This is a genomic window from Nesterenkonia muleiensis, from assembly GCF_003600155.1.
GTDB classification, from domain to species: Bacteria; Actinomycetota; Actinomycetes; order Actinomycetales; family Micrococcaceae; genus Nesterenkonia; species Nesterenkonia muleiensis.
The window spans coordinates 41332-64967 of the sequence record NZ_QWLD01000048.1 but is presented as its reverse complement, the minus strand read 5'-3'; the positions used below and the strand labels follow the sequence as shown (position 1 = coordinate 64967).

Sequence of the window (23636 nt, the reverse complement as noted above, 5' to 3'; positions counted from 1 at the left end):
GGGCGCGTGGGGCGGGCTTCAGGAGTCGTCGGCGGCGCTCTCCTCGGAGCCCTCGTCTTCCCCGTCGTCGTCGGCATCGCCGTCGTCGTCTCCTGCGTCCTCATCCTCCTCAGGCTCAGGCTCAGGCTCAGGCTCAGGGGCGAGGATCTCCTCGCCCACCAGGTCGGTGAGGATGAGCGCGGCGGCAGCTTCAAGGTCGGCCACAGCGTCATCCTCGTCCAGGCCTTCTTCCTCCGGCTCGGCGGTGAGCACCACGTGGGCTCCCTGACGCAGCAGCACGGCGAGGTGGCGCTGGATGTTGCCCTCGGTCTCCATGACCCGCCGCACTGCCAGGCCGTCCTCGGCACCACTGCGCACGCTGAGCTCAGTGAGCTCGGTCTCGGCCTCGAAACGGTCCTCCCCGAGGTCTCGGGTCACTGTGTGCTGCTCACAGCGCTCCACTCCGACACGCTCTGACTGGAGGTAATCCTGGGCGGAGGCCATGTCCTCAAAGGTGAAGATGCCGTCTGGGTTTCGCCGTCCTCAGTCAGAGCCCCGAGTGCTCCTGCTGGGACCGGCAGCGCGGAGGCGGTGACATAGGGCTTGCAGTCGGTGGGCTGGACCCGGAGCATCTGGAGTTCCCGGTTGAGGTCGCGCAGATGCGGCCACCAATCGTCAGTGTCGGTGACCGTCCCGCTCGTTCCGCCGGTGTGGCCTTCCAGCGCCTCGCGCATCTGCTCATGGGAGAGCTGCTCGCCCAGAGGATCGGGTGCTTCTGCCTGGGCATCGGAGACCGACTGATCGAGCGAACCTCCGCCCAACGGCCCGTCTTCACCGGCTAGATCGGCCTCGCAGCCGGCAAGCACCATGGCAGCAACCGGCAGGACAGCGAGCGGGGCCGAAGAACGACGGCGGGCAAGTTTCATCGGCACCAGTATGGGCGCAGAACTGGTCTCCACCGCGGTGCACGCGCCGGGGCCGGTGCATCTGCCGAACCGGAGATGCCCCGGCCCTGCTTCGCTCAGCCTTCACCCTCGCCTTCCTCCAGCTCATAGTCGAGGCTGGATTCGTAGTCTTCAGGCTGAACGGTGATCACCACACGGCGGTTGAGCTGCCTACCCTCATCGGTGTCGTTGTCAGCCCGGGGGTAGTCCTCGCCGAGGCCTTCGGCGGTGATGATGTCTTCCTCGACTCCTGCGTTATCGATCAGCCACTGCGCCACCGACTCCGCGCGCAGCTCAGAGAGTTCATCATTATCGGAAAAGTCCTGATCGGGATCCACTGGCACATCATCGGTGTGACCCTCTACCTTAATGATGAAATCATCGTCGCGCTCTGCGATCTCATCGGCGGTGACCTCCAGCTCAGCCTCCGCGTGTGAACGCAGCTCGAACTCCAAGCTGCCAAAGAGGACGTCACCCTCAGTGGTGCAGGAGACAGACTCGTCCTCGCCGGAGCGTTCGGTGTGCTCGATGCCCTCCAGGCGGTAGGTATCCAACCTCTCGGTGTCCACACGAACCGTATCTATCCTCATGGTGTCACTGCTGTAGGTGTGCAAGCTCATTGTCGGAGTACTATCACCGCCCTCGAGGCTCTCGCTCCAGGGTGTCTCACTCCAGACGGTCTCACCGTCGATCTCGGCCGTCTCAGCTTCAACACCGGGAACCTCTTCTTCCTCGATCACGACGTCATCGAGCCAAGTGACAGTGGCCTCCTCGCACTCTTCAAATTCGACCGGCTTGTCGACCTCAGCAGCCAGCACGTCTTCTTTGCGGGACTCCTCTTGTCAGCCGTGGCGGATCTCCACCCGACGGTTGGCGGCGAACGTGGACGGGTCATCCTCATCTTCATCAACCGCAGGATCAGAGTCGCCGAAGCCTTCAACCGTGAGGTTCAGGTCTGGACGCTCATCAGCCAGCGCGTCAGCCACCGCCTGGGCACGGTTCTCCGACAGCGCCTGATTGTCGAAGTCGTAGACGGTCTCATCCACCGGCCGTGAATCGGTATGCCCATTGACCTCCACCGAGGCCCCCTCAGGAACCTCCTCGACCAGCTCAGCGAGCCTGGAACCGGCAGTGGAGGGAAGCTCCCACTCATTGGGGTCGAACAGGATGTCAGTCTCCAGCACAATGACGCCCTCCTCATCGGACTCAGTATCCGCCAAGGTCTCCACGAAACCCTCCGGGTCCAGCCCGTGGACGAACTCTTCCGGGTCCAGAGAGGAGACGTGGTCGTTGAGGAAGCTCTCGCTGAGATGCTCCTCGTACTGGAAGTGCGCCTCCTCGGGGTCTGGGGGCGGGGCCCCTTCCGCGGCACCAGGCGCGGCGGAGAGAACCGGCAGCGTCAGCACCGCGGCGACCAAGCTGGCGGTGCGGGGTATGGCCAGCTGATACATCATCGCTGGATCTCCACATCCTGGAATACGGGAATGTCCAGATGAGAGAGCCCGGTGTTGTTGACCACCACGTCGATGGAGTCCACATCATCCTGCGGCACGGCGTAGTAGGCCCAGTAGAAGAAGGGCTCCCCGGAGTGCATCTGCACCTCGTGGACCGGCTGGGACCACCAACTGTAAGAATTGATGCTGGTTGGCCGGCTGGTGTCGTGGTTGAGCACGCTGTACGCGTTGAAGTTGACTCGGTCGATCAGCCGAGGGTTCAGGTGAGCGTCCGGGTTGGCGATGTTCGGCTCGCCCCCGTGGCCGTGCAGCTCGTTGAAGGTGTAGGTATCCCGTTCGTCGTACTCCGCGAGGAAGGACATCGTCAGCATCATGACCTCCCCGTCCACCTCAATGGGATGGACGCCGACCTCAAGCTCACCGTCGATATCCTCGTCCGGGATCTCATAGCTGTAGGTCTCCAGAGCATCCTCGTGGCTGCGGTCGATGCTCTGAGCAGCGGATGATCCCGTGTCGTCCTCCTCAGCCGGAGACTCCTCGTCCTCATCCCCGGATACGTCCTCAGCATCCTCTGAGGTGGCTTCATTCTCTTCCGGGCCGTCATCACCCTCCGTCTCCTCGGCATCGTTCTCGCCGTTTTCCTCTTCCGCCTGACCGGCCTGCTCACCGTCCTCGAATCCGGCAGAGTCCTCATCCGGGGCACAGGCCGTCAGAGCCAGCGCGGTGAGCGCCGCTACAGCCGTCACTGCCTGGCAAAGGGGTTTGCGAGTCTTCATCAAATGTCTCCTTCAATTCCGTTCTGGCTCTGCTGCCACCGCGGTGGTGTCACCTATACGTCGGTCCGGGAGTCGATTCGGTTGCATGATGTCGAAGATGTCTTTATTCGGTGACCCTCAGGGCGTGGCGGACCTCCAGGTCCGAGCCGTCAGGGGCTCGGGTGCGCAGAACAATCTCTGCAGAGCCCGGGCTGGTGGGGGTCAGCACTGCCTCAGGTTCATCGGTGATGAAAGTTCCAGTGGGCAGCACCCACACCCAGGAGTCGGCGCCTTCGGTTTCGGCGGTGAAGACCGCCGGCTCGCCAACCTCCACCTGGTCAGGACCAGCAATGGAGATCGACACACCACCGGCTGAAGAGGGCGGGGCGTCCTCGCCCCCACGCTCCAGCAGCAGACCGACCAGCACGCCCACCGCAGCGGCACAGAACACGATGCCGGCCACCACAAGTCTGCTCCACACCGTGGAGCTCTTCGCCCTCGGCAAGGATCCCGCACTGGTCGCACCAGTGCTGTCCTCCGGCACAGGCTCAGGATGCACCGAGATTGGTTCTTGAGCCGGATCCGGTGCAGGCTGCGGAGCCAGGGCTTCCTCCAGCTCTGCCAGCCAGGTCGCGGCGTCGGGCTGCCTGCGTGTGGGCTTAGTCGCCAGACCCCGCTTGAGCACCTTCTGCAGCCCCGCCGGCAGGTCCGCGTCCTGGGCCAGCCAGCGCAGCACCGCAGACATCGCCCAGATATCAGCTCGAATGTCGACGACGCCGGGGCCGTCCTGCTCAGGCGGGCGGAAGCCGGCGGTACCCCCGGAGACGGTGAGCCCGGAGTTCATCGCCAAATCTTTGCACATGCCCAGATCAGCGATCAGCAGCCGCTCATCAGAGCGGACCACCCGGGCATCCAGGTCCGAGGCTTCGTCGCCGGTAAGTTCAGCGTCATTCAGCGCAGGAGGCTTACTGGCGATCAGCAGGTTGCCCGGACTGAGGTCACGGTGGACCAGCTGTACCCGGTGGACTGAGTCCACCGCTGCCGCCAAGTGCCGGGCGAAGACCAGCACGTCCTCCCTGCCTGCTCGCCATCCCTGTCTCCACAGCGTGTCGACACGCTCCTGCACGGTGCCTCGGTCGGCGTGCTCGAGCACCAAGTAGGGCTGCTGCCGGTCGGATTCCCCGATATCGTGAATGGTGGTCACATGAGATCCCGGCACCCGGCGCAGTGCCCGGCCTTCGGCGATGAAGCGTTCGCGGATCTCCGGGTTCAGGCTGTGGTTCTCCGCGAGGACCTTGACCACCACAGTGCTGTTGAGCCTCTCATCCACCGCACGGTACACCGTGGCGAAGGACCCGACCCCGATCACGCCCTCCAGGCGGAAATTGTCCAGACGCTCCACCATCAGCCGCCCTCGGAGCCACCGGCATCGCTGGACTCCTGCAGCCGCGCCGCCACCATTGCCCTGCCCCTGCTGACCTGGGACTTCACTGTGCCCAGAGAGCGGCCCAGGGTCTCGGCGATCTCTGCGTACGGCCGCCCCTCGAGGTCCCGCAGAGTCACCGGCCTCCGGTAGAGCTCAGGTAGGTCCGCCAGCGCATCCTGGACTGTGGCTCGGGTGGCGATCATCGAACTCATCCTCGCAGCGGGGGCAGCGGCGTCATCAGGCAGCGGGGCAGAGTCCCGCTGCCTGCGCAGGTGATCCACCACCCGGCGTCGGACGATGCTGTGCACCCAGGTGGTCACCTTGCCGCGCCCGTCGAAAGTCCTGACCGACTCAGCGATCGAGATGAGCGCATCCTGGCTGACGTCGTCGACCGCACTCTTGTCCAGCAACGCACCACTGGCGAACCGACGCACCACCCCTGTGGCATCCAGAGTTTCGATCAGAAGTTCAAGCGCATGCGGTGACTGAGGCGCGAGCTGTGCCAGAAGAGCCAGGGCGTCATCGGCGTCGCCGGGCTCGTTCAACTGCGCGGCTGCCCTCCGAGCAGCAGCGATGTTCCCTTCGCTCAGAGCTCGCTGCAGATCCCCCGTCATGGCTCAAAGTCTATACACGCCCCCTGAGGCTGATGCTCTATGGCCATGTGCGGGCTCCTCTGTTGAAAAGGGATTCGAGTGCGGCTGTTCACATGGATGACGGGCAAAATCGTGCCCGGTTCAGCCAGACACGGCAGCACTCGATGGGAGGTCGCACCGGATTCTTGCGCCGAGCACGCCCCGCCGAACCCTCAGAACAGCACTGTGGAGTACATGCCGATGTGGTGGAACCCGGCTCGTTCATAGGCACGCACAGCCGGGGTGTTGTAGCCGTTGACGTAGAGGCTGACGCGGGGCGCGAGCCTTAACCCGTAGTCGACCACTGCGGCCATACCGGCAGCTGCCAGACCCTGACCACGCCACTGCGGATTGACCCAGACGCCCTGCACCTGGACCGCGTGATCGGTGACGGCGCCGAACTCGGCTTTGAAGATGATCTTTCGGGACTCGGGATCGACTGTGATCAGCGAGTGACCAGCCTGGATGAGCCCACGGACCCGTTCCCGGTACTGGGCGGCGCCCTGATGATAGGGAGAGAACCCGAGTTCTTCGGTGAACATGGCCGCGCATGCCCGCTCCACCGCGGCGAATTCCGCCAGCCGCGAGCGCCGCACCCCTGGCAGCGGCTCAATGCTGGAACGTTCGGTGATCATCATCAGCGGCTGTTCGGCCCGCACCTCGCGGTGGTTGGACCAGCCGGTGGTCTCAAACAGGGCCAGGACGGCGTCGGAGCGTCCGTAGATGGATGAGACACGACGACGCAGCGCCCTGGCTGCCTGCCCGAAGAGCGCTCCTGCTGCGGCATCAGCAGAGACTGGGATGATGTTCGAACCCAGCCAGCAGGCCGAGGCGAGTCTGGGCGCCTCCGGGCCCGGGGCGCCGTCGTCGATTCCTAGGATCAGGGCTCCGGTGCGGCCCTTGCCGGGCGCCGCCGAGCCGCGCTGACGCACTGCGGCGGCGACGGAGGCGTTGCCCACCGGGTCGGCGTCCAGCAGAGCGTGGAGCTTGGCTGTGTCCTCCTGGTCCAGCACACGGACTCGTCCCCCGGTTGACCGGGAGATTTTGGAGCTGGTGGTGTTAGCTGACGGAGACCACAGGGGCACCTGGGGTGGCGTCCTCTCGCTCGGACTCCAAGCCCATCTCCTCGGCCAGCCGGTTGGCCTCTTCGATCAGGGTTTCCACAATCTGGTCCTCCGGCACGGTCTTGATGACCTCACCCTTGACGAAGATCTGGCCCTTGCCGTTGCCGGAGGCGACACCTAAGTCAGCATCGCGGGCCTCACCGGGGCCGTTGACCACACAGCCCATCACAGCCACCCGCAGTGGAACCTCCATGCCTTCCAGCCCGGCGGTGACTTCATCGGCCAGGGTATAGACGTCCACCTGGGCGCGGCCGCAGGATGGGCAGGAGACGATCTCCAGCTTGCGGGGGCGCAGGTTCAGGCTCTCCAGGATCTGGTTGCCGACCTTGACCTCCTCGGCCGGCGGGGCGGAGAGCGAGACCCGGATGGTGTCACCGATGCCCTTGGCCAGCAGTGCGCCGAAGGCGGTGGCGGACTTGATGGTGCCCTGGAAGGCCGGTCCGGCCTCGGTGACACCCAGGTGCAGGGGCCAGTCGCCGCGCTCGGCGAGCATCTCGTAGGCCTGGACCATGATCACCGGATCGTGGTGCTTGACACTGATCTTGAAGTCGTGGAAGTCGTGCTCCTCGAACAGGCTGGCCTCCCAGACCGCGGACTCCACCAGGGCTTCCGGGGTGGCCTTGCCGTATTTGTCCATCAGCCGCTTGTCCAGGGACCCGGCGTTGACCCCGATCCGGATGGAGACCCCGGCGTCCTTGGCAGCTTTGGCGATCTCGCCGACCTGGTCATCGAACTTGCGGATATTGCCCGGGTTGACCCGGACTGCGCCGCAGCCGGCCTCGATGGCGGCGTAGACGTATTTGGGCTGGAAGTGGATGTCTGCGATCACCGGGATCTGGGACTTCATGGCGATGATCGGCAGCGCCTGGGCGTCCTTGTCGGTGGGGCAGGCCACCCGGACGATGTCGCAGCCGGAGGCGGTCAGCTCGGCGATCTGCTGCAGGGTGGCGTTGATGTCGTGGGTCTTGGTGGTGGTCATCGACTGCACCGAGATCTGGTGGTCGCTGCCGACCCCCACATCACCTACATGGAAGTTGCGGGTCTTCCGCCTTGGGGCCAGAACCGGGGGCTCTTCCTTGACGGTGGGCATGCCGAGATTGATGGCAGTCATGGTTCTCAGTCTACCGACGACGCCGCACACCTCCTACTCGCTCGAGATCAGGCACACTTCTCCCCCGGGAACTATTCGAACAGTCTGATCGGGTTCACGATGTCGGCGAAGATCAGCAGCAGACCCATGCCGATCAGCAGGACGGCCACCACATAGGTCAGCGGCAGCAGCTTGGAGATGTCGAAGGGCCCCGGGTCGGGTTTGCCGCGCAGCTTGGCCCAGCGCCTCCGCAGTGCCTCGTAGAGCGCTCCGGCCACATGGCCGCCGTCCAGCGGCAGCAGCGGGATCAGGTTGAAGACCATCAGGGCAATATTGACCCCGGCCACCAACGACATCAGCGTGGCGAACCTGGACTCCCAGGGGATCTGGTCCTGGGCGGAGATCTCTCCGGCCACCCGGCCGACCCCCACCACTGACATGGGGCCTTCGGGGTCGCGTTCGGCCTCCGTGAAGGTGGAGACGGCGACATCGTACATCCGCTGGGGAAGGTTCAGGACCACCTCGCCCACGGCCTGAGTCTGCTCTGCGACAATCGGCACCGCCTCCCAGGGCGGCTGGGTCTGTACCTCGGTGTGGCTGACCACGCCGATGAAGCCGACCGGCTCGGTCACCAACGCGCCGTCGGAATCACGCTCAGCTCTGCCGAACCGGCCCTCGACCGGCCGCTCAGTAAGAATGGGCGTGACCTCTGTGGTCTGCTGCTCGCCGTCGCGGAGGTAAACCAGCTGGCTGGGCTCACCGGCGGCATCGCGGATCAGCGGGGTCAGGTCCTCCCACTCGCGGACCTCGGAGCCGCCGAAGGCGAGGATCTCGTCTCCGGGCTCCAGCCCCGCCGCATAGGCCGGACCAGGCGGGTCGCCCTCGGCGCACTCACGCTCGGCCAGTGACTCGGCCGCATCCTCAGCCTCCACCGTGGCGATGCACTCGAAGACATCCGCCACCTGCGTGGTAGTGGTGTTCATTCCGTGCAGGGAGACCGTCCCAGCGGTCAGCAGCAGGGCCAGCAGGCCGTTCATTGCCGGTCCGCCGAGCATCACGATGACTTTTTTCCAGGTGGCCAGGGTGTAGAACATGCGGTTCTCATCCCCGGGACGCAGCTCCTCGGCAGCCACCTCCCGGGCGTCCTGGGACATCTGCTGGAAGATGCCGGTGGAATGCGACATCACGGTCTTCCTGCCCTCAGGCACACGTTCGGCAGCAGAGGAGCGTTCAATGGGAGGGGCGACGTACTGGGCACCCACCTGCTGCAGATAGGGGTCGGTGGGCCCGGCGTCATCGCCCTGAGAGGCCGCCTCGTCGCGGCCTGGCTCTTCCGGCGGCGGGTACATCCCGATCATCGCCACGTACCCGCCCAGCGGCACCGCTTTGACCCCGTATTCGGTCTCCCCCTTGGTCTTCGACCACAGGGTGGGGCCGAAGCCGACCATGTACTGGGTGACCCGGACTTTGAACAGCTTGGCCGGCAGCAGGTGGCCGACCTCGTGCAAGGCGATGGAGACGATGATGCCCAGCGCCATGATGAGGACGCCTGCGGCCATCAGCAGGGCGGTGATCACCTTCGCTCACCTCCCCCTTCGTGCATCCACCCGCAGCGGGTTCCGTGTTCCCTCACTTGACGACCAGCTCCTGGCCGATGAGCTCATCGGCCCGTGCACGCGCCCACTGCTCCGCCCCCAACACATCCTCCAGCGTGATTTTCCCTGCAGAGGGCCCACTGTGTTCGGCCAGCACGGCCTCCACGGTGCCGACGATCCGGCCGAAGCCGAGCCGTTCGGCGTGGAATGCCTCCACCGCCTGCTCGTTGGCAGCGTTGTAGACGGCCATATGGGTGCCCGAGGCAGCGGCCGTGTGTTTGGCCAGCTGCACGGCGGGGAATACACAGTTGTCCAGGGGCTCGAACTGCCAGCTGGCGGCGATGCTGAAGTCGCAGGCTGCGGCCACGCCGGGCACCCGGTTCGGGAAGCCCAGAGCCAGGGCGATGGGCAGCCGCATATCCGGCGGGGAGGCCTGGGCGATGATCGAGCCGTCCACGTACTGGACCATCGAATGCACCACCGACTGGGGGTGGACCACTACGTCGATGCTGCTCAGCGGCACATCGAAGAGCAGATGTGCTTCGATGACTTCCAGCGCCTTGTTCACCATGGTGGCCGAGTTGGTGGTGACCACCCGGCCCATATTCCAGGTGGGGTGCGCCAGTGCCTGATCCGGGGTGACCGCGGCCAGGGCCTGTGCCTCCCAGCCGCGGAACGGCCCTCCGGAGGCGGTGAGGATGAGCTTGGCGACCTCTGACTCACCGCTCAGCCCAGCCTGCCCGACCTCAGGGTGCGCGCAGAGGCCTCTCTGGTGTCTGCCCGAGGCTAGCGCCTGGGCCAGGGCTGAGTGCTCGGAGTCCACCGGCACCACCTGCCCGGGGCGCTGCAGGGCCTCCTGGACCAGGGTTCCGCCGACCACCAGGGATTCCTTGTTCGCCAGGGCGAGCGTGGCGCCCGAACGCAGCGCGGCGAGCGTGGGCTTGAGCCCGATGGAGCCGGTGAGGGCGTTGAGCACCACGTCGGCTCCGGAGTTGGCGGCGATCTGCTCGGCAGCCTCCTCTCCGATGAAAATCTCCGGCCCGACCCGGCCATCTTCCAGCCGCTCGCGAAACCTGGCAGCGGCGTCGTCGTCGTGCATCCCCACCAGCTCGGGAGCGAACTGCTTGACCTGTTCGGCCAGCAGGGCGGCGTTGGTGCCGGCGCAAAGGGCGACGACGCGGAAGGCCTCCGGGTGTGCGGCAATCACCTCAAGGGCCTGAGTGCCGATCGAGCCGGTGGAGCCCAGGATGGCGACGCGGCGGGGTTGGGACATGCGCCCCATTATCCTGTCTCCGCTGCCATGACCAAACTCAGCGGGGACAGCAACCGCCCGCCGGGGGAATACACGGCGCGGCCCCAGGAATCGCCGGCGGGTTTTCTGCACTTGGTGGGCCTGAAGCGCCTGAGGTGCAAAGAACGCATCGGCAAACCGCCAGGACACAGGAAAGGGCCAAGCCGAGGAGTTCCGCAACATCCCTGCAGTGATCCTCGACATCGTCTCAGCCAGCAGCGCCAGACTCCGCGGTGCCTGAGCCTTGGTTATGCTCAGGACATGGCCGTGTTGACTCTGACACAGTGGCAGGCGATGGAGTAGAGACGTGTTAACCATTGGAGCTTTCGCCCAGATCGGCCAGGTCACCCACCGCATGCTGCGGCACTGGGACGCCGCCGGGCTGCTGGTCCCCGCTCATACCGACCCGTTCACCGGGTACCGCTCCTACGACCCCTCCCAGCTGGACCGGCTGCACCGGATCATGGCGCTGCGCCAGCTCGGCTTCGGCATCGAGGACATCGCCTCGCTGCTGGCCGACGGTGTGAACACCCATCAGCTGACCCGCATGCTGGGCCGGCGGCGCACCGAAGTTCAGCAGGAGCACCGGATCGCCGAGGCCCGCCTGGCTGATGTCGAGCGGAGGCTCCACCTCATCGAAAAGGAGAAGAACATGTCCACCATCGAAATCGTCACGAAGTCCCTTCCTGCCGTCCGGCTGGCCGCGCGCACTGCCACAGTCAAGGAGCAGCCTCAGATCGCCGGAGTCGTCGGACCCGCTTTCGACGGCATCGCAGCGATCATCGGCGACTTCTGTGGTGCTCTGGAGACTCCCATCGCCGCCTACAGCATGGTGGAGGACGGCACTGAGGTCACCGCCGGATACGAGTACAGCGGCCAGCCCCGCGAAGGCTTCGAGATCGTCACTCTTCCCGCAGAGGATGAGGCCTTCGTCACCGTGCATCTGGGCAGTATGAGCACCATTCATTAGAGCTGGCAGTCGCTTCACGAAGAGATCGTCGCCCGCGGGTACCAGCCTTCCGGCCCCTGCCGGGAGCTGTATGTGCGCGCTGAGTCAGCCGACCAGTCTGACTGGGTCACCGAGCTTCAGCAGCCGGTGCGCCGGGGCGGGTGAGCGTCTATGACCACCATCGCACAGTTGATTTCCCAGCAGGCCGCAGGTATCTGCCATGGGCGGGAACCCGACTGTGCACCTTGCCGCGGCCCACTCGAGTCGGATCATCGGTCTCCACCTTGGGCGCAGTGTCCATAGGCTCGGAGGAAGGCCGCGGCACCAGTCTCGATGATTCTGGTGAGCTCAGCTTCAGTGACCGGATAGGACCCTCCGGCGAACATCGTCTGATTGCTTGGAATCCAGAGCATCATGCCCGCGAAGTGGTGAGCGGCCAGCGTCGAGTCCGCAACGTCCAGCAGTCTGCGATCGTGGAGCGTATCCAGGCACCTGCTGATGGAGCCGATGACCCGCAGGAAACCTCGCTCCCAGTAGAGCTGTCCCAAGTGCGGAAAACGGCCCGCTTCGGCGATGACCAGGCGCCTGAGCTGCTGCACCTGAGGATTCATGATCGAGCGGGTGAACTGCTCGGCGATCAGTCCTACGGCCTCCTCCGCAGAAGCGGCCTCCTTCATACGCTCCACCAACGGCGCGAAAGGGTCGTCGACTCTATCGCAGGCAAATTCGATCAGAGCCGCGAAGACACCCTCCTTATCCCCGAACTCCTTATACAGCGTCTGCTTGGACACTGAGGCCGCGGCAGCCAACTGGTCGGTCGATGTACCGACATAGCCGTTCTTGACAAACACTCCCAGCGAAAGCTCGAGAATCGCGTCTCGTTTGTTCGCCTGATTGGGCCGCATAGCGACTGACCAGTCATCCTTTCCTCGCCTTGACCACTTCAGTACTACACGGTACCGTACCTTGTGAGTACTGATCAGTACTCACTGGCACACGCCCTCTTTGGAAGGATTTCCCATGTCATTTCAGGCATACCTCGACAAGGTCGAAGAAAAGACCGGCCTGACCCCGCGCCAGCTGGTCGACCAAGCCAAGGAACGCGGCTACGACTCTCAGGATGTGAAGGCCGGCGTCATCCTCGAGTGGCTGAAGAGCGACTATGACCTCGGCCGTGGTCACGGCATGGCCCTGGTGCATGTCATCAAGAAGGGGCCGAAGATCGATGCCAAGCACGTCGGCACCGCCGGGTCACACCGTGATGAATCCGATACCCTTCGGCTGGACGGAAAGGACACCAAGCCAGCATGATCGCCTCCGTCGGCGCATCACCCCGGTGAACCCCTGGGACAAGTGCGATCGACAGCGTCGAGTACGCTGGAGGCATGAGCACGCCCGAGATGAATGTGACGCTGCGTGATGTTGAGTCGGCCGACCTCGATGAGTTCTTCCGGTTCCAACAGGATGCCGACGCCGCGCATATGGCCGGATTCGCACCGACCAACCCCAAAGATCGCAGTATCTTCGACCACCATTGGGGTGAGCTGCTCAACGATGAGCGGTCCCTGGTGCGCACCATCGATGTGGACGGTCAGGCCGCCGGTTCCATTGCCGTGTTCCGTGACGGCGATGTGCACGAGGTGATGTTCTGGACCGACAAGCAGTTCTGGGATAAGGGAGTCACCACCACTGCCTTCGACCAGTTCCTGAAGGAGTTCGGCGAACGGCCGCTGCGTGCGCGCGTGGTCACCGACAACCTCGGATCGCTGCGAATTCTTGAGTCCCGCGGATTCACCGAGATCGGTGAGGAGCAGGTCTTCTCCAACGCACGCGCCCAGGTGGTCACCGAGAAGATCTTCGAACTCCACTGAAAGCCGGGCGCCCTACGGGCGGCTCTGCCCTCGGTGCTCCTCCGGCAGATGCAGTTTGGTGAGCACCGCCGATGTCGAAGCCGGCGGCTCAGTGGTCAGGCTGACTGCGATGATCACGGCAAAGGACAGCGGAATGCTCCACAGCCCCGGGTAGGTCAGCAGGACCGGCGCCTGCACGCTGACAGCTGAAACCACCACCGCCAGACCCGTAGAGGCAGCCCCGGTGAGCATCCCAGAGACCGCACCAGCGGCCGTGATCCGGGACCACCAGATGCCCAGCAGCATCACCGGGGCCACCGTAGAAGCGGCGAAGGTGAACACCAGGACCACCGCACCCGCCAGCGACACGTCGGTTGCTGCGGCGGTCAAACCTGCAGGAACACCCACTGCCGCCAATGCACCTATCCGGAAACCCCGTACGCTGCCGCCGAAGAGCTCCTGACTGATCACACCAGAGACCGAGACCACCAGTCCCGACGTCGTCGACAGAAAGGCGGCGAAGGCTCCCCCGACCAGCACCGCCACCAGCACATCGCCGGTGGCATCGCTGAGCACAGCCGCAGGAAGCTGTATCAGGGCGGTGTCGGCCTCCGTATTCGACGGGCCCAGGGCCCCTACTGCCGTCAGACCCAGAAGGACCGCGATCACGTAGAAGATCCCCACCAGGCCGACAAGCGCAGCAGCAGTGCGCCGGGCAGCGTGCCCATCGGGGTTGGTGTAAAAGCGCACCAGCACATGCGGCAGCCCCACCGCCCCGACCGAGAGCGCCAGCACCAGTGACGCCGCAATCAGCGGATCGCCCTGCACCGTGACACGCCAGAGCGGCTCGGAGAGAGCCTGACCAGCATCCTCCCCGCCTGCTCTGAGCACGATGAACACTGCCGGTATCAGCAACGCCGCCAGTTTGACCCAGTACTGGACCGCCTGGGCGACGGTCACTGTTCGCATCCCTCCGCTGAGCACCACGGCCAGCACCACCACGACCACCAGCCCCGCACCGACCCAGCCAGGCAGGCCGGTGGAGAACTCGGTGACGATCACCGCCCCGCGCAGCTGCGGCACCACGTACAACCAGCCGGTGAGCACCACCACCACAGTGGTCATCCGCCGGACAACTGCCGAGCGGAAACGCAGAATCATGAAGTCCGGCAGCGTGTAGGCCCCGGAGCGACGAAGAGGCGCAGCGACGAAGAGCAGCAGGACCAAGAAACCCGCTGTGTAGCCGATGGGCAGCCACAGCCCCTGGGGCCCCCAGAGGTAGATCAGACCCACCACGCCCAGGAAGCTCGCTGCTGAAAGATACTCACCCGCAATAGCCGAGGCGTTCGTCAGCGGCGAGATCCTCCGGGAGGCCACATAGAAGTCCCCCGTCGAGCGGGTCAGGCTCAGTCCGAAAACTCCCATCAGGATGGTCGCCGTGCAGATGACCGCGATGGCTGCACTGGTCACAGCGTCTCGATCCCCCGGGCTCTGCGAAGTGCCCACAGCGCCAGCAGCACCATGAGTGGGTACACCACCAGGGTGAGCAGGATCCCTTCGTAGCGGGCACCCACCCCCATCCCCACCAGAAGCACAGCTAAGAGGCCCACGGTGACGATGTTCAGACGCAGCTGACGACGGCGCAGCGACCTCGCCTGCTCCGCCCGGGCTCGCTCGGCGACAAACCCGCGGCGAGGGTCTCCCAGCACCTCATCCAGCGTCGGCGGGGTCTGCGGCCCTCGCACTGACACTCTGCGGTCGCGGACTGCCGGGGCGACGTCGTCCTCCCCCTCATCGCTGGCAGGCCGGGCAGTCACTGCGCCTCCAGACGGCGGCGCACCTGAGGCGTCAGCCGCCTGCTGACCTCCAGCTGCACATCCCCCAGGTCCAGGGCGAGCCGGCCACCGCGGTGCAGCAGCCGCCTGACTCTGCGGATGTTCACCATATGGGAGCGGTGCACCCGCAGAAAGCCGTGGGACTCCCAGTGCTCATCGAGTTCGGCCAGGGTAGCCCGCAGCAGATAGGAGCCTTTTGCCGTGAACAGACGAACGTAATCGCCCTGTGCCTGTATCCACCGGATGTCCTGAACCTCCAGCAGCATCGTGGAGTCCCCCTGGAGCACCGAGACCCGGGCCTCCTCCCCCGGGGCGGTGTTCGTCGTCTCCGCTGCCCGGCGCAGCGCTTCGCTGAGCCGGCGAGCGCGCACCGGCTTGAGCAGGTAGTCACAGGCATTGAGCTCGAAGGCCTCCACAGCGGGGCGCGCATCAGCGGTCACGAAGATCACCGGCACACCCCGCAGCCCTCTGGCGAAGTCCAAGCCGTTGGTGCCGGGCATATGGATGTCCAGAAGCACCACATCAATGGGCTCTGCCCCCAGGATCGTCTCCGCCGAACGGGCACTGTCTGCGGCCAGGACCTCTGCTGCCTGGGGGTCTGCCTCCAGCAGCCAGCGCATCTGAGAAACTGCCAACGGCTCATCGTCGACCACCAGAACATTCAGCGGCATCATCCGTGCAGCTCCTGGTTGAACTTGGGCACCCGGAACCACACGCGCATCCCCGCACCGGCAGCCGTCTCGCACCGCAGGCCATGAGCGCCGCCGTAGATGTGCCGAAGCCGCAGATCCACATTGCGAAGCCCCAGGTGGCTGCCCTCTGCAGTGCCGGCGAGGATCTCTTCGATGGCGCCGGGGTCGGCGCCTGGGCCGTCGTCGTCGACCACCACCACGATGTGCGTGCCCTCGTCATAGGCGTCGATCGCTACATGAGTCTTCCCACGCTCCGACCCCACGCCGTGCTGCACAGCGTTCTCCACCAAGGGCTGCAGGCTCAGATGCGGTATCGGCGCGCTGAGCGCCTCCGGGGCGATCCCCAGCTCGATACTGAACCGTTGTCCGAAGCGAGCCCGCTCCAGCTCAATGTAACGCTCCACCGCGGTCAGCTCCTCAGCCAGCGGCACCAGCTCCGCATCCGCCTGCAGGGTATAGCGGGTGAAGTCAGCGAAGTCCAGGAGCAGGTCTCTGGCCCGGGGCGGGTCCTGAGGGATGATTCCGGCCACGGCGTTGAGCGCGTTGTAGAGGAAATGCGGCGAAATCTGGGCACGCAGCGTGCGCAGTTCAGCGGCAATGACCTGAGCAGCCGCGTCAACCTCCTGGTTGAGCTCCCGACGCACCTCGGGACTGACAGTTCTTCTGCGCGGCATGTAAGGAAGTCTAGGGCCGGAATGTGTCGCCGGTGTCACAGTTGGTCCGTTCAGCGCAGATTAGCCGCCGCCCACCGACGCCCTGCACCAAACCGCTTCCCAGCATCCAGCGGCTGAGCCACTCTGGACTCTATAGATGTGACCGGCAACACACCGATATTCAGCAGGAGGACCAATGACCAATGTCTCAGCCCCCGCAGGGGGCACAGTGGACTACGTTCAGGTGCAGCAGCGCCCTGAATTCGCAGAGCTGCGCCGCACGCACCGCAGTTTCGTCTTCCCCATGACCGCGCTGTTCCTGCTGTGGTACCTGGCCTACGTGCTCTTCGCAGCCTTCCAGCCGGACCTGATGGCGATCAGCGTCTTCGGCAACGTCAACGTCGGACTGCTGCTGGGGCTCTCTCAATTCGTCACCACCTTCATCATCACCGGCCTGTATGTCTGGTTCACCAACAAGAGGCTGGACCCGAAGTCATCGGTGATCCGCCATGAGCTGGAGGCCAAGGGCGTCGGCCTCCCCCAGGACACCGCACAGGCACCCGCCGGTGCGGCACCCGCCGCAAAGGAGGCGACACGATGAGCACCCACGCAACGATTCTGGCCGGCGACCAGGAGACCCTCACCACTGACGTCGGCAACCCCTGGGCGAATATCGCCATCTTCTTGATGTTCGTGGTGGTGACGCTGTTCTTTGTGATCCGTGCCTCCCGCAACACCAAAACCGCTGCCGACTTCTACGCCGGCGGCCGCTCCTTCTCCGGAGGCCAGAACGGCACAGCGATCGCCGGCGACTATCTCTCCGCGGCGTCTTTCCTGGGTGTGGTCGGCGCCATCGCCATCTACGGATACGACGGCTTCCTGTACTCCATCGGCTTCCTGGTGGCATGGCTGATCGCCCTGCTGCTGGTCGCGGAGCTGATGCGCAACACCGGAAAGTTCACCATGGCCGACGTGCTCAGCTTCCGGCTGAAGCAGCGGCCGGTGCGCATCGCAGCCGCGACCTCCACACTGTTCGTCTGCGTGTTCTACCTGCTCGCGCAGATGGCCGGCGCAGGCGGACTGGTCTCACTGCTGATCGGCGTGGACAGCCGGGTCGGGCAGGCACTGGTGATCACCGTCGTCGGCGCCCTGATGATCGTCTACGTCTTCATCGGCGGCATGAAGGGCACCACCTGGGTGCAGATCATCAAGGCCACCCTGCTAATTGCCGGCTCCCTGCTGATGTCGGTGTGGGTGCTGGCCCTCTCCGGGTTCAACTTCTCCGAGCTGCTGGGCTCCGCCGCCGCCAACCATCCTGACGGTGAGGCCGTCCTGGCCCCCGGCATGCAGTACGGCGCCAGTCTGCTGACCCAGCTGGACTTCATCTCTCTGGGTGTGGCGCTGGTGCTGGGCACTGCTGCGCTGCCCCATGTGCTGATCCGCTTCTACACGGTGCCCACCGCCCGCGACGCACGGAAGTCCGTGGTGGTGGCGATCGGTCTGATCGGCGCCTTTTACCTGTTCACCCTGGTGCTGGGCTACGGTGCCGCCGCACTGTTGGACCACGACGCAATCCTGGCCGCACCCGGCGGGCAGAACGCGGCAGCCCCACTGCTGGCCTACGAACTCGGCGGAACTCTGCTGCTGGGTGTCATCGCCGCCGTCGCATTCGCCACGATCCTGGCCGTGGTGGCGGGGCTGACCATCACCGCCTCAGCCAGCTTCGCACACGACATCTGGGGACAGGTCATCAAGAAGGGCAACATCGACTCTCAGGGCGAGATGCGAGCCGGCAAGATCACCGTGGTCGTGGTCGGAGTGCTCGCCATCCTCGGCGGCATCGGCGCCCAGGGGCAGAACGTCGCCTTCCTGGTCGCGCTGGCTTTCGCCGTCGCGGCCAGCGCCAACCTGCCCACGATCCTCTACTCCTTGTTCTGGAGGGGCTTCACCACCCGTGGCGCGCTGTGGTCCATGTACGGCGGACTGAGCTCTGCCATAGTGCTGATCGCCTTCTCCCCGGTGGTCTGGGGGCGCGACACCAGCTTCTTCCCGAACATCGCTCTGGACATCTATCCGCTGACCAACCCAGGGCTGATCTCGATCCCGCTGGCGTTCTTCCTGGGTTGGCTGGGCTCGGTGACCGCCAAGACCGCGGAGGACCCGGTCAAACAGGCGGAGATGGAGATCCGCTCGTTGACCGGTGTGGGCGCGGAGGAACCGACCCGGCACTGATCAGACACGCCGCCTGACCATGGGGCACCTGCCCCCTGGCGCAGGGCAGGCAGGGAGCACAGACCCCCGCCTGCCCTGCGCAGCTGCGTCCTGATAGATTCCTCTGCATGACAGAACACAGACCGTTGGGCTGGGGCATTCTGGCCACCGGCTGGATAGCCCGGCAGTTCACCGCTGACGCCCAGCTGGCCGGGCTCCACGTCACCGCGGTGGGATCCCGCTCAGCCGATTCTGCTAGGAAGTTCGCTGAGACGTTCGGGATTCCCCAGGCCCACGGCTCATATGAGGAACTGGTCAACGACGACGCCGTGGACATCGTCTATGTCGCCACTCCGCACCCATGCACTGTGAGAACACCCTGATGGCGTTGGAGGCCGGCAAGCATGCGCTGGTGGAGAAGCCGTTCACCCTCAACAGGGCCCAGGCCGAAATACTGCGTGAGACGGCGATGGCCAAAGGTCTGCTGGTGACTGAGGCGATGTGGACCCGGTACCTGCCGCATATGGTAAGGATCCGCGAGATCATCGCCTCCGGTGCCATCGGTGAGGTTCGTGCCCTGTTCGCGGACCATACGCAGCTGTTCGGGGAGGACCCCGCTCATCGGATCAATGCCCTGCAGCTCGGCGGAGGGGCGTTGCTGGATCTGGGTGTGTACCCCGTCTCCTTCGCCTGGGACATCCTCGGCAGACCGGTGGACGTCAAGGCCTCCGGGCGGCTGGGCAGCACCGGAGCGGACACCGAGGTGGGCGTGGTGATGACCCATGCCTCCGGAGCGGTCTCCACCAGCCTGGCCTCCTCCCGCGCAACGGGCCCGAATACTGCGCATATTGTGGGCTCCGAAGGGCGGATCGACATCGACCGGATCTGGTACACCTCCGCCGGGTTCACCCACTACAGCTCAGCCGGCGACGTCGTGGAGCGGCACAATGCAGACGCCGAGGGCCGCGGCATGCATCTCCAGGCCATTGCCGCCGAACAGTACGTGAGTGCAGGGAACTTCTCCGGCGAGCTACTCACCCTGGACGATTCGGTGGAGATCATGGGCACTTTGGATGAGATCCGCCGCCAGATAGGCGTCGTCTACCCTGGCGAGGAGATCTTTTCGGCGCGCACTTCCCTGTAGGCCGGCTCCGGACAGCCCATGACCGACTCCTGGTCAGGGCCGCACTCAGCACCCAGGTGAATGATGCGCAGCTCATCCATGAAGTCCTCCCAGAGCTGCGGGCCGCCGTCTTCCAGGATCTTGGCCCGGATGCTGAGTTCAGGACCCACCGGAAGGAATTTCCGCCCCCAGGTGCCCAACTGCACAATCACCGGGACCAGGTGGATGGACTGCTCGGTGAGACTGTAGAGCTGCCACTGCCGATGCGTAGGGGCCTGCTGTTTAGTCACCAGTCCCCGTTCGGCCAACCGTTTCAGGCGGTCGCTGAGCATGTTGGAGGCGATGCCTTCCTCTGATTCGCCGAGCAGCTGCCGGTAATACCTACGGTCTCCGAACATGATGTCTCGGATGACGATCAACGACTAGCTGTCACCGAGCACTTCCAGCGAAAGGTTGCTGGGACAGCCTGAACGGTGCTGATCCGTCGCGATCACAGAACTCCTCTCGACGATCCCACAGAAACTGCTTGCAGTTTACATCCAGTTGTGATTCGATAAGCTTACCGATTGCACAATGCAATCAGCGTGAAGGAGCAGTCGTCAATGGGAGGCAACGATGAACACCCCACGCATCACCTGACCCACCATGGCGCACCCCACAGACCGCTGAGACCCGCCCCACCCCGAAGGAGCCAACCCATGCAGACCGCCACCTCCCCCGCACATGCGGCATTCACCGTTGAATAGGACTAACCCGCTGAGACCCGAACGCGTCTTCGCCGCTTGGTCGGATCCTGCCGAAAAGGCCCGCTGGTTCGCCGGCTCAAGACGCCGGGACTGATGGCGGGCAGGGAAGACACTGATGCGGGAGTGCAGCGGCGACGGTGGTGGTGCCTGGCCGTGGTGTGCATGGCGATGTTCATGGGGGTGCTGGATTCTACGAGCGTGTATGCCGCGCTGCCGGTGATCGCCGTCGATCTTGGCTTCGCCCCGGCTGAGGTGCAGTGGGTGGTCACCGCCTACGGTGTGGCGATCGGCGGCCTGCTCCTCCTGGGCGGGCGGCTGGCGGATCACCTGGGACGCCGCCGGGTGTTCATGGCAGCGGTCGGGGTGTTCGCAGCTGCATCGTTGGCCTGCGGCTTGGCCCCTCCAGCGGGATGCTGATCGCAGCCAGGGTTCTGCAAGGGCTCGGTGCTGCGGTCATGACCCCCGCGGGTCTCTCGATTCTGATGAGCGTCTTCCCCGATGGACCGGATCGGAATAAGGCCCTGGGCATTTGGGGCGGACTGGGTGGGACCGGAGCGTCGGTCGGACTGCCGGGTGGCGTGCTCACCGACTGGGCCGGGTGGGCCTGGATCTTCTTCACCAACGTTCCGGCCTGTTTATTTGGTGCTGTTCCTGTGCCCGGTCCTGCTGCCCGAAGGTTCCCGGAGCAGGCGGCGGCTCGACCTACCCGGAGCGGCTTCCGCAACCGGGGGTCTGATCATGCTTCTGCTGGCACTTTCCCCATCGCCGAACGTGGAATGGATTCTCGCGCACTGATCTTAGGGGACTGGTGCCGTTGTCCTGGGAGTGATGGCTGGACAACATCTGGTCAGCCGCTCAGGATTCAGGCTTATTGCCAGCGGGGGCCTGATTCTATTGGTGATCGCCTGCATGCTATTAAGCCGCGTATCCCCCGGAGGCACCATGACGGAGGCTCTGTTGACGGGCTTGCTGATCTTCGGAGTCGGTATGGGCGCGGCCTTCGTTGCGGGCCAGATCGCAGCGCTGACCGGCGTTGCCGAAATGCACGCAGGGCTTGCTTGCCGTTGGCCTTGAGGAGACTTCCTTCGCCGTGGGAACCACTCTGGGTTCGGCAATGGCAGCAGCAGTGGCGGTCGGCTACGCTGCGCAAGCAGCCGTTGCACCCTCGGCTGCAATGCTAACCGAAGGATTCGGGGTCGCTTTCATCGTTGTCGCCGGGGTTGCCGCGATCGGCGCGGTGCTCGCCCTGACTCTGCTGGGCCCTGGCTCGGCGGCCAGGGCCGCAGAGGAGTCCCGGCACCACAGTCCTTGACCCAGAACTCAACACGTGAGCTGGGGTTGCTCCTCACCGTCTGGAACACGCAGATCATCGACTTCTGCGGACCGATAACCGGGCACTTTCCAAGACTGCCAATGAGGGTTAACGTGAACTCATGACTTTCGCGAATGTCGGGACATTGGGTGTACAGCCAGGCCAGCGGGACGCCGTCGTCGCTATCTTGACCCGGCCGAATCTCGCACTCACTTCGGCCGGATGTCTCCTTTACGAGGTGGGCACCAACGAGGATCAGCCCAACACCGTCTTCATCACAGAGCTGTGGGAATCCGCTGAGGCACACAAGTCATCACTCCAGCTGCCCAGCGTACGTGAAGCGATCGCTGAGGCGATGCCCCTGCTCTCCGGGGAGCTGGGCGGGTTCCAGTTCGACATCTCCGGTTCACCGCTGCGCGATGAGGCACAGGGCCAGGGAGCCTCAGCCCACTGAGGCCATGATCTCAGTCATCCTGTCAAGGAACGCGTCGACCTGGGCTTCGTCGTAGGCCTCGGAGTTCGTGCCGGTGGAGAAGGTGATCGTCCGTATCTCGTCCACGCTCATCGGGTTCTCGCCGTCAAGGTACTTCTCCAGCTGACGGCAAAGCTGATCCACCTCGTTCTTGCGGTAGCCGGTGCTGCTCTCGCCCGCAGGCTCCCGGAAGCGCTGGGCATCGGGCCGCTCCATACGGCTGCGCAGCGGCTGGGATCGCAGGTGCAGCTGCTCATACCAGGCGTCCTCGCCGTACTGTTCGATGTACCGGTCCCGCTCCGCCCCGGCGAAGGCGTCCTCAAGCCGGTCCAGCGCCGAGTCGACCTCTGCGGGGTCGTATCCGCCCGGGCCCATCGAGAAGCTGGCCCCGCGAATCTCAGACAGTGGCATGCCGCGGCCGGAATCATAGGCCTCACGAGCCCGGGCCATGAAGTGGTCAACCTCGGCACGGTCATAGCCGTGGTGGTTGTCCTCCAGCAGAGTGAACAGCGGTGCGGAAGTGGTAGCCATGGCTATAAGCCTAACGGCAGTCCTGCCACGTCACCGGTCAACGCCACGATCAAGAAATAGGCAGCAGGCATGGCGAAGACCAGGGAGTCAAGCCGGTCCATCACTCCGCCGTGGCCGGGCAGCACACGGGACATGTCCTTGATGCCGAGCTCACGTTTGACCATGGACTCGCTGAAGTCACCGGCCGTGGAGCTGATCACCACCGCAACTGCCAACAGAGCACCGATGTAGAACTCCTCGTCGAAGATCAGCCATGAGGCCAGCACACCGACCAGAACGGCACCGGCCAGCGACCCTGCGAAACCTTCCCAGGACTTCTTCGGCGAAATCTGGGGCGCCATCGGGTGCTTGCCGAAGAGCACACCGGCGATGTACCCGAAGGTGTCATTGGAGACCACCAGCAGCACGACGACGACCAGGCGCCATTCGCCCTGATCCACCTGGAGCAGAAGCAGCGCGAAGGAGATGAGAAAGGGCACCCAGCAGGCCACGAAAAGTGAGGCGACAATGCTGCGACCAGGGTCCGGCACTCGCCAGGCCGCTGCACCGATCAGCACTGCGACTCCGGTGATCATCAGCGCCAGGGTCAGCGCCTCCACACCACCCCAGTAAGCGGCCACCGGCATCGCCGCAGCCCCCAAGTACAGCGGGATCTTGGGGATTCTCAGCCGCGGAGAATCCTCAGTGTGGTGGGCTTCCAGGGCCCGTGCCACCTCCCAGACCCCCATACACAGCACCACGATCCACACGGCGATCAGCAGGGGCTGGAACCAGAAGATACCGAAGACAGCCGGAACCAGCAGCACCGCACCAGTGGCAATGGCCGCAGGCAGATTTCGCCCGGCCTTGCTCTGCTGCTTCGGCTCAGGGTCAACCCTGGGTTCGACGCCGGACAACAGGCGCTCGCGCTCTTCCCTCGCCGATGTCCCGGTGCCTGAGGGCGCTGGATCGCTCTCTTGGGAAGTCATCATC

At 64.8% G+C, this 23636-nt stretch carries 26 protein-coding genes and 2 pseudogenes; 9 read left to right on the top strand and 19 right to left on the bottom strand.

Going from position 1 to position 23636, the window contains the following annotated elements; genetic code table 11:
* Positions 1–18: 18 nt before the first annotated feature.
* The 11 genes from DVO78_RS14505 to dxr all read right to left on the bottom strand — a co-directional run bounded on the left by DVO78_RS14505 (position 19) and on the right by dxr (position 10272).
* Positions 19–417, bottom strand: a complete 399-nt coding sequence (locus tag DVO78_RS14505; protein WP_120005803.1) for a hypothetical protein — start codon at positions 415–417, stop codon at positions 19–21.
* Positions 414–905 (bottom strand): hypothetical protein, encoded by a 492-nt coding sequence (locus DVO78_RS14500; protein ID WP_120005801.1) that lies wholly within the window; start codon positions 903–905, stop codon positions 414–416. The genes DVO78_RS14505 and DVO78_RS14500 overlap by 4 nt, the downstream gene beginning before the upstream one ends.
* A 95-nt stretch (positions 906–1000) precedes the next feature.
* Positions 1001–1741, bottom strand: coding sequence for an OmpA family protein (locus tag DVO78_RS14495; RefSeq protein WP_120005799.1), 741 nt, complete (start codon positions 1739–1741; stop codon positions 1001–1003).
* 24 nt (positions 1742–1765) lie between these two features.
* Entirely contained in the window at positions 1766–2377 is a 612-nt protein-coding gene (locus tag DVO78_RS14490) for an OmpA family protein (RefSeq protein ID WP_120005798.1), read from the bottom strand.
* Positions 2374–3153, bottom strand: a complete 780-nt coding sequence (locus tag DVO78_RS14485; RefSeq protein ID WP_120005796.1) for a hypothetical protein — start codon at positions 3151–3153, stop codon at positions 2374–2376. Before DVO78_RS14485 ends, DVO78_RS14490 begins: the two co-directional genes overlap by 4 nt.
* 103 nt (positions 3154–3256) lie before the next feature.
* Entirely contained in the window at positions 3257–4537 is a 1281-nt protein-coding gene (locus DVO78_RS14480; protein ID WP_157984063.1) for a protein kinase domain-containing protein, read from the bottom strand.
* Positions 4537–5172 (bottom strand): RNA polymerase sigma factor, encoded by a 636-nt coding sequence (locus tag DVO78_RS14475; RefSeq protein ID WP_120005794.1) that lies wholly within the window; start codon positions 5170–5172, stop codon positions 4537–4539. The genes DVO78_RS14480 and DVO78_RS14475 overlap by 1 nt, the downstream gene beginning before the upstream one ends.
* Positions 5173–5363: 191 nt before the next feature.
* Positions 5364–6275 (bottom strand): GNAT family N-acetyltransferase, encoded by a 912-nt coding sequence (locus tag DVO78_RS14470; RefSeq protein WP_120005792.1) that lies wholly within the window; start codon positions 6273–6275, stop codon positions 5364–5366.
* Positions 6250–7425 carry a flavodoxin-dependent (E)-4-hydroxy-3-methylbut-2-enyl-diphosphate synthase gene (ispG, locus tag DVO78_RS14465; RefSeq protein ID WP_120005790.1) on the bottom strand — a complete coding sequence of 392 codons (1176 nt, stop codon included), beginning with the start codon at positions 7423–7425 and terminating at the stop codon, positions 6250–6252. The genes DVO78_RS14470 and ispG overlap by 26 nt, the downstream gene beginning before the upstream one ends.
* 71 nt (positions 7426–7496) lie before the next feature.
* Entirely contained in the window at positions 7497–8963 is a 1467-nt protein-coding gene (locus DVO78_RS14460) for a M50 family metallopeptidase (protein ID WP_120005856.1), read from the bottom strand.
* 70 nt (positions 8964–9033) lie between these two features.
* Positions 9034–10272 (bottom strand): 1-deoxy-D-xylulose-5-phosphate reductoisomerase, encoded by a 1239-nt coding sequence (gene dxr / locus DVO78_RS14455; protein ID WP_120005788.1) that lies wholly within the window; start codon positions 10270–10272, stop codon positions 9034–9036.
* 325 nt (positions 10273–10597) lie between these two features.
* Between dxr and DVO78_RS14450 the strand changes: the two genes are divergently transcribed.
* The gene (locus DVO78_RS14450) at positions 10598–11260 is read left to right on the top strand and encodes a MerR family transcriptional regulator (RefSeq protein ID WP_238385329.1); all 663 of its coding nucleotides are present in this window, start codon (positions 10598–10600) and stop codon (positions 11258–11260) included.
* Positions 11261–11508: 248 nt separating this feature from the next.
* On the opposite strand, the gene DVO78_RS14445 is transcribed toward DVO78_RS14450, so the two are convergent.
* On the bottom strand, positions 11509–12144 hold the full coding sequence (locus DVO78_RS14445; RefSeq protein WP_120005786.1) for a TetR/AcrR family transcriptional regulator: 636 nt from the start codon (positions 12142–12144) through the stop codon (positions 11509–11511).
* Between the two features lie 115 nt (positions 12145–12259).
* Here DVO78_RS14445 and DVO78_RS14440 point away from each other — a divergent pair, with 115 nt between their 5' ends.
* Both DVO78_RS14440 and DVO78_RS14435 read left to right on the top strand, forming a co-directional pair.
* On the top strand, positions 12260–12550 hold the full coding sequence (locus tag DVO78_RS14440; RefSeq protein WP_120005784.1) for a DUF4287 domain-containing protein: 291 nt from the start codon (positions 12260–12262) through the stop codon (positions 12548–12550).
* Between the two features lie 74 nt (positions 12551–12624).
* Complete coding sequence (locus DVO78_RS14435) at positions 12625–13110, top strand: GNAT family N-acetyltransferase (RefSeq protein WP_120005782.1); 486 nt, start codon at positions 12625–12627, stop codon at positions 13108–13110.
* Positions 13111–13122: 12 nt separating this feature from the next.
* Here DVO78_RS14435 and DVO78_RS14430 read toward each other — a convergent pair whose 3' ends face one another.
* Genes DVO78_RS14430 through DVO78_RS14415 form a run of 4 tightly spaced genes read right to left on the bottom strand, consistent with a single transcriptional unit; the run spans position 13123 to position 16290 of the window.
* Entirely contained in the window at positions 13123–14559 is a 1437-nt protein-coding gene (locus DVO78_RS14430) for a sodium/solute symporter (protein ID WP_238385328.1), read from the bottom strand.
* Positions 14556–14906 (bottom strand): hypothetical protein, encoded by a 351-nt coding sequence (locus DVO78_RS14425; RefSeq protein ID WP_120005781.1) that lies wholly within the window; start codon positions 14904–14906, stop codon positions 14556–14558. The genes DVO78_RS14430 and DVO78_RS14425 overlap by 4 nt, the downstream gene beginning before the upstream one ends.
* Positions 14903–15598 (bottom strand): LytR/AlgR family response regulator transcription factor, encoded by a 696-nt coding sequence (locus tag DVO78_RS14420; RefSeq protein ID WP_202912204.1) that lies wholly within the window; start codon positions 15596–15598, stop codon positions 14903–14905. The genes DVO78_RS14425 and DVO78_RS14420 overlap by 4 nt, the downstream gene beginning before the upstream one ends.
* Complete coding sequence (locus tag DVO78_RS14415) at positions 15595–16290, bottom strand: sensor histidine kinase (RefSeq protein ID WP_120005779.1); 696 nt, start codon at positions 16288–16290, stop codon at positions 15595–15597. The genes DVO78_RS14420 and DVO78_RS14415 overlap by 4 nt, the downstream gene beginning before the upstream one ends.
* Positions 16291–16465: 175 nt before the next feature.
* On the opposite strand from DVO78_RS14415, the gene DVO78_RS14410 reads away from it, so the two are divergent.
* From DVO78_RS14410 to DVO78_RS14400, 3 genes and pseudogenes are all read left to right on the top strand, one after another.
* Entirely contained in the window at positions 16466–16870 is a 405-nt protein-coding gene (locus DVO78_RS14410; protein ID WP_120005777.1) for a DUF485 domain-containing protein, read from the top strand.
* Positions 16867–18501, top strand: coding sequence for a solute symporter family protein (locus DVO78_RS14405; protein ID WP_120005775.1), 1635 nt, complete (start codon positions 16867–16869; stop codon positions 18499–18501). The genes DVO78_RS14410 and DVO78_RS14405 overlap by 4 nt, the downstream gene beginning before the upstream one ends.
* Before the next feature lie 107 nt (positions 18502–18608).
* Positions 18609–19624 (top strand): annotated as a pseudogene (locus DVO78_RS14400) (Gfo/Idh/MocA family protein).
* Here the strand turns inward: DVO78_RS14400 and DVO78_RS14395 are convergent.
* On the bottom strand, positions 19582–20022 hold the full coding sequence (locus DVO78_RS14395) for a winged helix-turn-helix transcriptional regulator (RefSeq protein ID WP_238385327.1): 441 nt from the start codon (positions 20020–20022) through the stop codon (positions 19582–19584). The pseudogene DVO78_RS14400 and the gene DVO78_RS14395 sit on opposite strands and share 43 nt — an antisense overlap.
* 420 nt (positions 20023–20442) lie before the next feature.
* On the opposite strand from DVO78_RS14395, the pseudogene DVO78_RS18475 reads away from it, so the two are divergent.
* From DVO78_RS18475 to DVO78_RS14380, 3 genes and pseudogenes are all read left to right on the top strand, one after another.
* Positions 20443–21530 (top strand): annotated as a pseudogene (locus tag DVO78_RS18475) (MFS transporter).
* Entirely contained in the window at positions 21440–21661 is a 222-nt protein-coding gene (locus DVO78_RS17675; RefSeq protein ID WP_162301598.1) for a hypothetical protein, read from the top strand. Before DVO78_RS18475 ends, DVO78_RS17675 begins: the two are co-directional and overlap by 91 nt.
* 121 nt (positions 21662–21782) lie before the next feature.
* Positions 21783–22115 carry a putative quinol monooxygenase gene (locus DVO78_RS14380; protein ID WP_120005769.1) on the top strand — a complete coding sequence of 111 codons (333 nt, stop codon included), beginning with the start codon at positions 21783–21785 and terminating at the stop codon, positions 22113–22115.
* On the opposite strand, the gene DVO78_RS14375 is transcribed toward DVO78_RS14380, so the two are convergent.
* Both DVO78_RS14375 and DVO78_RS14370 read right to left on the bottom strand, forming a co-directional pair.
* Positions 22104–22664, bottom strand: a complete 561-nt coding sequence (locus tag DVO78_RS14375; RefSeq protein WP_120005768.1) for a DivIVA domain-containing protein — start codon at positions 22662–22664, stop codon at positions 22104–22106. The genes DVO78_RS14380 and DVO78_RS14375 overlap by 12 nt on opposite strands.
* Positions 22665–22666: 2 nt before the next feature.
* The gene (locus tag DVO78_RS14370; RefSeq protein WP_238385326.1) at positions 22667–23635 is read right to left on the bottom strand and encodes a phosphatidate cytidylyltransferase; all 969 of its coding nucleotides are present in this window, start codon (positions 23633–23635) and stop codon (positions 22667–22669) included.
* Position 23636 lies beyond the last annotated feature (1 nt).

Coding starts and splice junctions, on each gene's coding strand:
- DVO78_RS14500 (WP_120005801.1), bottom strand. CDS start 905: ATGAAACTTGCCCGCCGTCGTTCTTCGGCCCCGCTCGCTGTCCTGCCG.
- DVO78_RS14490 (WP_120005798.1), bottom strand. CDS start 2,377: ATGATGTATCAGCTGGCCATACCCCGCACCGCCAGCTTGGTCGCCGCG.
- DVO78_RS14485 (WP_120005796.1), bottom strand. CDS start 3,153: ATGAAGACTCGCAAACCCCTTTGCCAGGCAGTGACGGCTGTAGCGGCG.
- DVO78_RS14480 (WP_157984063.1), bottom strand. CDS start 4,537: ATGGTGGAGCGTCTGGACAATTTCCGCCTGGAGGGCGTGATCGGGGTC.
- DVO78_RS14475 (WP_120005794.1), bottom strand. CDS start 5,172: ATGACGGGGGATCTGCAGCGAGCTCTGAGCGAAGGGAACATCGCTGCT.
- ispG (WP_120005790.1), bottom strand. CDS start 7,425: ATGACTGCCATCAATCTCGGCATGCCCACCGTCAAGGAAGAGCCCCCG.
- DVO78_RS14460 (WP_120005856.1), bottom strand. CDS start 8,963: ATGGCCGCAGGCGTCCTCATCATGGCGCTGGGCATCATCGTCTCCATC.
- dxr (WP_120005788.1), bottom strand. CDS start 10,272: ATGTCCCAACCCCGCCGCGTCGCCATCCTGGGCTCCACCGGCTCGATC.
- DVO78_RS14445 (WP_120005786.1), bottom strand. CDS start 12,144: ATGCGGCCCAATCAGGCGAACAAACGAGACGCGATTCTCGAGCTTTCG.
- DVO78_RS14440 (WP_120005784.1), top strand. CDS start 12,260: ATGTCATTTCAGGCATACCTCGACAAGGTCGAAGAAAAGACCGGCCTG.
- DVO78_RS14435 (WP_120005782.1), top strand. CDS start 12,625: ATGAGCACGCCCGAGATGAATGTGACGCTGCGTGATGTTGAGTCGGCC.
- DVO78_RS14420 (WP_202912204.1), bottom strand. CDS start 15,598: ATGATGCCGCTGAATGTTCTGGTGGTCGACGATGAGCCGTTGGCAGTT.
- DVO78_RS14415 (WP_120005779.1), bottom strand. CDS start 16,290: ATGCCGCGCAGAAGAACTGTCAGTCCCGAGGTGCGTCGGGAGCTCAAC.
- DVO78_RS14410 (WP_120005777.1), top strand. CDS start 16,466: ATGACCAATGTCTCAGCCCCCGCAGGGGGCACAGTGGACTACGTTCAG.
- DVO78_RS14405 (WP_120005775.1), top strand. CDS start 16,867: ATGAGCACCCACGCAACGATTCTGGCCGGCGACCAGGAGACCCTCACC.
- DVO78_RS14380 (WP_120005769.1), top strand. CDS start 21,783: ATGACTTTCGCGAATGTCGGGACATTGGGTGTACAGCCAGGCCAGCGG.
- DVO78_RS14375 (WP_120005768.1), bottom strand. CDS start 22,664: ATGGCTACCACTTCCGCACCGCTGTTCACTCTGCTGGAGGACAACCAC.
- DVO78_RS14370 (WP_238385326.1), bottom strand. CDS start 23,635: ATGATGACTTCCCAAGAGAGCGATCCAGCGCCCTCAGGCACCGGGACA.